Annotated in this window: 7 protein-coding genes and 1 pseudogene; 3 read left to right on the top strand and 5 right to left on the bottom strand. The window is 72.9% G+C overall.

Annotation, left to right across the window (positions count from 1 at the left end):
- Positions 1 to 1,261: alpha/beta hydrolase (locus tag CCN56_RS25655; protein WP_256962135.1), on the top strand; the 1,261-nt coding region annotated here is incomplete at its 5' end.
- A gap of 28 nt (positions 1,262 to 1,289) precedes the next feature.
- Here CCN56_RS25655 and CCN56_RS25660 read toward each other — a convergent pair.
- The 4 genes from CCN56_RS25660 to CCN56_RS25675 all read right to left on the bottom strand — a co-directional run bounded on the left by CCN56_RS25660 (position 1,290) and on the right by CCN56_RS25675 (position 4,937).
- On the bottom strand, positions 1,290 to 2,072 hold the full coding sequence (locus CCN56_RS25660; protein ID WP_256962136.1) for a CPBP family intramembrane glutamic endopeptidase: 783 nt from the start codon (positions 2,070 to 2,072) through the stop codon (positions 1,290 to 1,292).
- A 23-nt stretch (positions 2,073 to 2,095) separates the two neighbouring features.
- On the bottom strand, positions 2,096 to 2,278 hold the full coding sequence (locus tag CCN56_RS25665; RefSeq protein ID WP_256962137.1) for a CsbD family protein: 183 nt from the start codon (positions 2,276 to 2,278) through the stop codon (positions 2,096 to 2,098).
- A 120-nt stretch (positions 2,279 to 2,398) separates the two neighbouring features.
- Positions 2,399 to 3,280 (bottom strand): diacylglycerol kinase family protein, encoded by an 882-nt coding sequence (locus CCN56_RS25670; protein WP_086830352.1) that lies wholly within the window; start codon positions 3,278 to 3,280, stop codon positions 2,399 to 2,401.
- Positions 3,281 to 3,341: 61 nt separating this feature from the next.
- The gene (locus CCN56_RS25675; protein ID WP_086830353.1) at positions 3,342 to 4,937 is read right to left on the bottom strand and encodes an FAD-binding oxidoreductase; all 1,596 of its coding nucleotides are present in this window, start codon (positions 4,935 to 4,937) and stop codon (positions 3,342 to 3,344) included.
- 74 nt (positions 4,938 to 5,011) lie between these two features.
- Between CCN56_RS25675 and CCN56_RS25680 the strand changes: the two genes are divergently transcribed.
- Together CCN56_RS25680 and CCN56_RS25685 are read left to right on the top strand one after the other, a co-directional pair.
- Positions 5,012 to 5,611, top strand: a complete 600-nt coding sequence (locus CCN56_RS25680) for a TetR/AcrR family transcriptional regulator (protein WP_086830354.1) — start codon at positions 5,012 to 5,014, stop codon at positions 5,609 to 5,611.
- Positions 5,608 to 6,000 (top strand): annotated as a pseudogene (locus CCN56_RS25685) (FAD-dependent oxidoreductase); the annotation flags it as partial. The gene CCN56_RS25680 and the pseudogene CCN56_RS25685, both read left to right, overlap by 4 nt.
- Here the strand turns inward: CCN56_RS25685 and CCN56_RS44860 are convergent.
- The coding region (locus CCN56_RS44860) for an FAD-dependent oxidoreductase (protein WP_373412901.1) at positions 5,987 to 6,124 on the bottom strand (138 nt) is incomplete at its 5' end. The pseudogene CCN56_RS25685 and the gene CCN56_RS44860 sit on opposite strands and share 14 nt — an antisense overlap.

Consider the following 6,124-nt stretch of genomic DNA (forward strand, 5'->3'; position numbering starts at 1 on the left):
CTGGCTCCTCCTGCTCGCGGGCCGGGGGCTGCGCCGCCTGTACCGCCGGCTCGCCCGTCTCCTCCGCCGCTGGATCGGGCCGCGCGCGGCGCGCGTGGTCGGCTGGGTCGTCGTGGCGGGCCTGGCCTGGGCCGTCGTCAGCGGCGTACTGCTTGCCGGCTTCGTGAACGCGACCAACGAGGCGTTCTCGCTGCGGGACAACGAGACGCCCGAAGGCGTGCACCAGCCCACCACCACCCTGCGCTCCGGCGGGCCCGGTTCGCTGGTCCCGTGGGACACGCTGGGCTACCAGGGCCGGGCCTTCACCGGCAGCGGGCCGTCGGCCCGGGACATCGGCGCGTTCACCCACCGCCCGGCACTTGAGCCCGTACGGGCGTACGCGGGGCTCCAGACCGCCGACGACACGGAGGCGCGCGCCGAGCGGGCCGTCGCGGACCTCCAGCGGGCCGGCGGCTTCGAGCGCGCACGCCTGCTCGTCATGACGACCACGGGAAGCGGCTGGGTCGACCCCGCCGCCGTGGACTCGTTCGAGTACCTCGGCGGCGGCGACTCCGCCACCGTGGCGATGCAGTACTCGTACCTGCCGTCGTGGCTCTCCTACCTCGTGGACCAGTCCAAGGCGCGCGAGGCCGGTCGGGAGCTCTTCGACGCGGTCTACGACGTCTGGTCCAAGCTGCCCCAGGACCAGCGCCCGCAGCTGTTCGTCGCCGGCGAGAGCCTGGGGTCGTTCGGCGGCGAGACGGCCTTCAGCGGAGAGTACGACCTGCGCAACCGCACCGCCGGGACCCTGTTCGCCGGTCCGCCGAACTTCAACACCCTGTTCCGCGAGTTCAGTGATCACCGCGACGCGGGAAGTCCGGAGATCGAGCCCGTCTACAAGGAGGGCCGGACCGTACGGTTCACCGACGAACCGACCGCCGGGATCCCTCCGGAGGGCGCGCAGTGGAACGGCACGCGGGTGCTGTACCTGATGCACCCGTCCGATCCGATCGTCTGGTGGAGCCCGAATCTGGCGTTCTCCGAACCCGACTGGATCGGCCAGGCGCCCGGCAGCGACGTGCTGGAAGGGATGGTCTGGATCCCCTTCGTGACCTTCTGGCAGGTCACCGCCGACCTGCCGTTCTCCACGGGCGTGCCGGACGGGCACGGTCACACGTACAAGGCCGCGTACGTCGACGGCTGGAACGCCGTCATGAGGCCTTCGGGCTTCGCTCCGCAGGACCTGGACCGACTGCGGGACATCATCCAGCCGGCCGGCTGAGCCCCCTGTGCCCGACGCGGTCGCCCGGTCAGCGCAGCAGGAAGCCGACGAGGTAGCCGAGCGCGTTGACCGCCCAGTGCAGGCCCATGGGCGCCAGCAGACTGCCGCTGCGGCGGCGCAGTTCGCAGAACAGGACGCCCGCCGCCGCCGTGAACAGGACGGCGGCCGCGATCGCGAGGGCGGCGCCGAGCGCGGAGTCGCCGACGACGCTCGTCAGCGCGGGTTTCGCCGCCGCCAGGTGGAGGGACGGCAGGACGTGCCACAGACCGAACAGCAGACTCGACACGGTGGTCGCCCAGACCGTCCCACGGGCTCGGCGCACCAGCCCGTAGAGCACTCCGCGGAAGGCGATCTCCTCCACCAGGACGGTACCGACGGGGACCACCACGAGAACGCGCGCCGCCAGCTCGCTCCCGGTCATCCCGTCGTACCGCCGGTCCTCGAACAGCGAGCGGGTGTCCGGCAGCAGCGCTCCGACGGCGTAGACGAGTCCGACGAGGCCGATCAGGACCAGCGCCCATCTCGCACCCCGGGCCAGTGTCCCGCGTGCCAGTCCCGCGTCCGCCAGGGTGCCGCCCGACCAGCGGAGCACACCGAGGAGCAGGGCGCTGACCGCGACGGCCGTCACCAGGCGGAGCGGTCCGGTCCAGCGGTGCAGCAACAGGTTGGCCCCGACGAGAACGGCGACCACGAGGCCGACGGCCGGCCAGGTACCGATCGTCCCGCGCCACCGGCTCCGCGCCGGGTCGCCCGCGGTGGGACGCGCTCGTACCGCGGGCCGCTCGGCATCGTCGGGATCGTGGCGGGGCACCGGGGTGAGTCCGTCCGTGACGGTCAGCGGTCGTGCTTGAGCGAGTCCCTGATGCCTTCGGCCCGGTGGCGAACGTTCGTCATCGTCTTACGGATCTTGGCCTTCATCTGGTCCGTCCTGCCCTCGGCCTCCAGGCGCTCGTGGCCGGTGAGCTTCCCGGTGATCTCCTTGATCCTGCCCTTGGCCTTCTCCATGCCGGTGTTCATGCCCGTGGTCCTTCCGTCGGGTCGGTTCCCACCCTCCACGCTAGGGTTGCGCGGCCCAGGGTGCTCGTCGACGGGTGGCCTCGGTCGTGTCCACGGGCCGGAGGCCGTCCCGGACCGTGGTCAGGCCAGTACGCGGAGGGCCGCGGGCCTCGCCCTGAGGGTGACCGGCAGGGTCGCGTCGACCTCGCCGTCCGCGCCGTACGGCAGGGGGCGGTCGGCTTCGATGCGGACCTCCTCGCCGCGCAGGATCTCGACCTGAGGGCGCTTCACGTGCGCGCCCGTCTTCAGTTCGTTCATCATGGCGAAGAAGAGCCGCTTGGGCGCCTCCTTGATCACCACGACGTCGAGGAGTCCGTCGTCGACCCGCGCGTCCGGCGCGATGTTCCTCCCGAAGCCGTAGAAGCCGGAGTTGGCCGCGACCACGGTGTAGCCGGTGCGCTCGTGCCGGACCCCGTCGATCGTGATGCGGTACGCGGCGGGCTTCCAGGCGAGGACCGCCCGGAGGCCGCCGGCGTAGTAGGAGGCCGCGCCGCGCAGCAGGCGGGAGTCGTTGGCGTGGCGGTTGGCCACCGCGTCGACACCCGCGTACACGCTGCCGAGGACGTGGATCCCCTTGTGCCTGGCGGACTCCACCTCGATGGTGTCGACGGCCCGCGGTTCGCCGTCGAGCAGCACCTTGGCGAGGCCCGGCGCGTCGGTGGGAAGTCCCAGGGCGCGCGCGAAGTCGTTGCCGCGGCCCGCGGGGACCAGGCCGAAGACCGTGTCCGTGCCGCTGAGCGCGCCGCCGACGGTGCCGGCCATGCCGTCACCGCCGACGGCGAGCACGATGTGCCCCTTGGCCCCGGCCTCCCGGGCGAGTTCCTGTGCGTGTTCCAGGCTGCGGCTGTAGACGGTGTCGAGCCGCGCGCCCGCCTCCCGCAGCAGCCGGGCCAGCGGGAGCAGGCCCGCCGTGCCGCTGGAACCCCCTGCGGTGGGGTTGACGACGGCGGTGAACTGTCGCATGGATCTGGCCTCCGGGCGGCAGAAGGAGAGGTTCGGGAGGGAGGGGTGCAGGGGGCGGTGCTCAGCGGACGGGGATCAGGACCCCGGGGCTGAGCACTCCGGACGGGTCGATCTCGGCCTTGACGGCCTGGAGCATGCGGATGCCGAGGGGGCCGATCTCGCGGGCGTACCAGTCGCGGTGGTCGGTGCCGACGCCGTGGTGGTGGCTGATGGTGCCGCCCGCCGCCAGGATCGCGTCGTTGGCCGCCCGCTTCACCGGCGCCCAGTGCGCGACGGCGTCCTCGCCCTGCGCGGAGACGACGGTGAAGTACAGCGAGGCGCCGTTCTCGTACGTGTGGGAGATGTGGCACATGACGAGCGGCGGGGTGCCGGCCTCGGTGAGGGCGGCGGTCAGCGCGGAGCGTACCGCCGTGTACAGGCCGGGGATCGCGGACCAGAAGGCGGCCGTCTCCAGCGTCTCGGCGAACGCGCCGGCGTCGAGGAGCGCGTCGCGCAGGTAGGGCGCGTTGTAACGGCCGTGCTCCCACTTGTCGCCGGCCTCCTCACCGATGAACTCTCCGTCGCAGGCGAGGAGGACCTCACGGGCGGCGGCGCGCCGGGCGGCCGTCTCCTGCTCGGTGCCCTCGAAGCCGACGATGGCCATGCAGCCCGGGTTCTCGGGGAGTTCGGTGTTGCCGATGGCGTCCGGCTGTGCGAGGCCGATGAAGGTCTCCGACTCGTCGGACAGGCGCAGCACGGTGGGCCGGGGGCCGTCCTGGGCGAGTCGGCGCAGGGCCGCCGTGCCCGCCTCGAAGGAGGCGAAGCGCCAGCCCTCGTAGATCCGCTTCTGCGGCAGCGGGCGGATGCGTACGGTCACGGACGTGATCACGCCGAGGGCGCCTTCGGAGCCGAGGATCAGCTGGCGCAGATCGGGTCCGGCCGCGGAGCGCGGGGCCCGGCCGCTCCACAGCGTGCCTTCGGGGGTGGCGACCTTCAGGCCGAGGACCATCTCGTCGAAGCGGCCGTATCCGGCCGAGGCCTGGCCGCTGGAGCGGGCCGCGGCGAAGCCGCCGATGGACGCCCATTCGAAGGACTGCGGGAAGTGACCGAGCGTCCAGCCCCGCTCGTTGAGCAGCGCCTCGCACTGGGGGCCGCGCAGGCCGGGGTGCAGGGTGGCGGTGCGCGACACCTCGTCGAGGGCGAGGAGCTGGTCGAGGCGGCGCAGGTCGAGGGCGACGAAGGGCCGCTTGGTGGTGGGCGCGAGGCCGCCGACGACGGAGGTGCCGCCGCCGAACGGGACGGCGGACAGGCCGTGTTCGGCGCAGGCCGCGAGGACGGCGAGGACCTCGTCGTGGCTGCCGGGGAGGACGACGGCGGCCGGGATGTCGTCGACCTCGCCGGCGCGGATGCGCAGGAGGTCGGGGGTCGACTTGCCCCGGGTGTGCCGGATGCGGCTCTCGGCGTCGTCCCGCACGCCGTCCGGTGCGGAGACGGCGGCGCGCAGGGCTGCGCTCGCCTCGTCGGTCAGTGCCGGGGCGGGCACGTCGATGTCGGCGAGGGCGGACGGGCCGCTCTCGCGCGGCGTGACGCCGAGCAGGTCCCGCAGCAGGCCGGTGACCGATTCGGGCAGGGGTGCCGCCTTGGCCGGGTCGCCCCAGCCGCTCCACAACATGTCCACTTCGAGAGGTTCCTCACGGTCTGTTTCACGGACGGCGCTGCCGCTCGGCCTGCGCTGGTATTACACTGTGACAGATGACGCCCATTCGTCACAACCATGCGGACACAGATCCCGTACTCGACGCCGCACGCGACTGCGTGCTCGCCGTCGGCGTACGGCGAACCACCCTCACCGACGTCGCCCGGCGGGCCGGCGTGTCCCGGATGACGCTGTACCGGCGCTGGCCCGATGTGCGCAGTCTCGTCGGCGACCTGATGACCCGTGAGTGGATCGCCGTCGCCGCCGGCGCCATGCCGCTCGACGAGGACGACCGGCCCCAGCGGGAACGGATCGTCGAGGGGTTGGTGGCGGGGGTCGCCGCGTTCCGGGCCCACCCGCTGTTCCAGAAGATCCTCGACGTCGACCCCGAGCTGCTGCTGCCGTACGTCCTCGACCGGCGGGGCGCCAGCCAGGACGCCCTGCTCGGGCTCCTCGTCACGGCGCTGGACGAAGGGCACGAGGACGGTTCCGTACGCCGGGTCCACGCCGATCTGCAGGCCCGGTCCCTGCTGCTCGTCGTCCAGTCCTTCACGCTCTCGCTGCGCACCATGGCCGACGAGACCGATCCCGAACTGAGCGAAGCCGCCTTCCTCGACGAGCTGCGCACCCTCCTGGAGAGGACCCTCACGCCATGAAGCCCGTGAAGCCCACGAGCGGCACCGCCCTGCCCGGCTCCTCGCTGAACTCCGAGCGGCGCCGGCGCGAACTGGACCGGCTCGCCGACGGCGAGATCGTCGACGTCCTCGTCGTCGGGCTCGGCGCCACCGGAGCCGGAGCCGCGCTCGACGCCGCCACCCGCGGGCTCAGCGTCGCCGCGATCGACGCCCACGACCTCGCGTTCGGCACCTCCCGCTGGAGCTCCAAACTGATCCACGGCGGACTGCGCTACCTCGCCTCGGGACAGCTCGACGTCGCCCACGAGAGCGCCGTCGAACGCGGCATCCTCATGGAGCGCACCGCCCCCCACCTCGTGCGCGCCCAGCCCTTCGTGCTCCCCCTCACCCCGCTCGTCAGCCGCGGCCAAGTTTGGAGCTCCAGCGGGAGGTGCCGAACGCGAGGTCGTGGGCGTCGATCGCGGCGACGCTGAGCCCGCGGGTGGCGGCGTCGAGCGCGGCTCCGGCTCCGGTGGCGCCGAGCCCGACGACGAG

Origin of the sequence: Streptomyces sp. NRRL B-24572, from assembly GCF_002156145.1 — a bacterium.
Taxonomy (GTDB): Bacteria; Actinomycetota; Actinomycetes; order Streptomycetales; family Streptomycetaceae; genus Streptomyces; species Streptomyces vietnamensis.

Bases quoted from the DNA above. Each gene is read 5' to 3' on its own strand.
- CCN56_RS25665 (WP_256962137.1), bottom strand. From the start codon at position 2,278: ATGAACACCGGCATGGAGAAGGCCAAGGGCAGGATCAAGGAGATCACC.
- CCN56_RS25670 (WP_086830352.1), bottom strand. From the start codon at position 3,280: ATGCGACAGTTCACCGCCGTCGTCAACCCCACCGCAGGGGGTTCCAGC.
- CCN56_RS25680 (WP_086830354.1), top strand. From the start codon at position 5,012: ATGACGCCCATTCGTCACAACCATGCGGACACAGATCCCGTACTCGAC.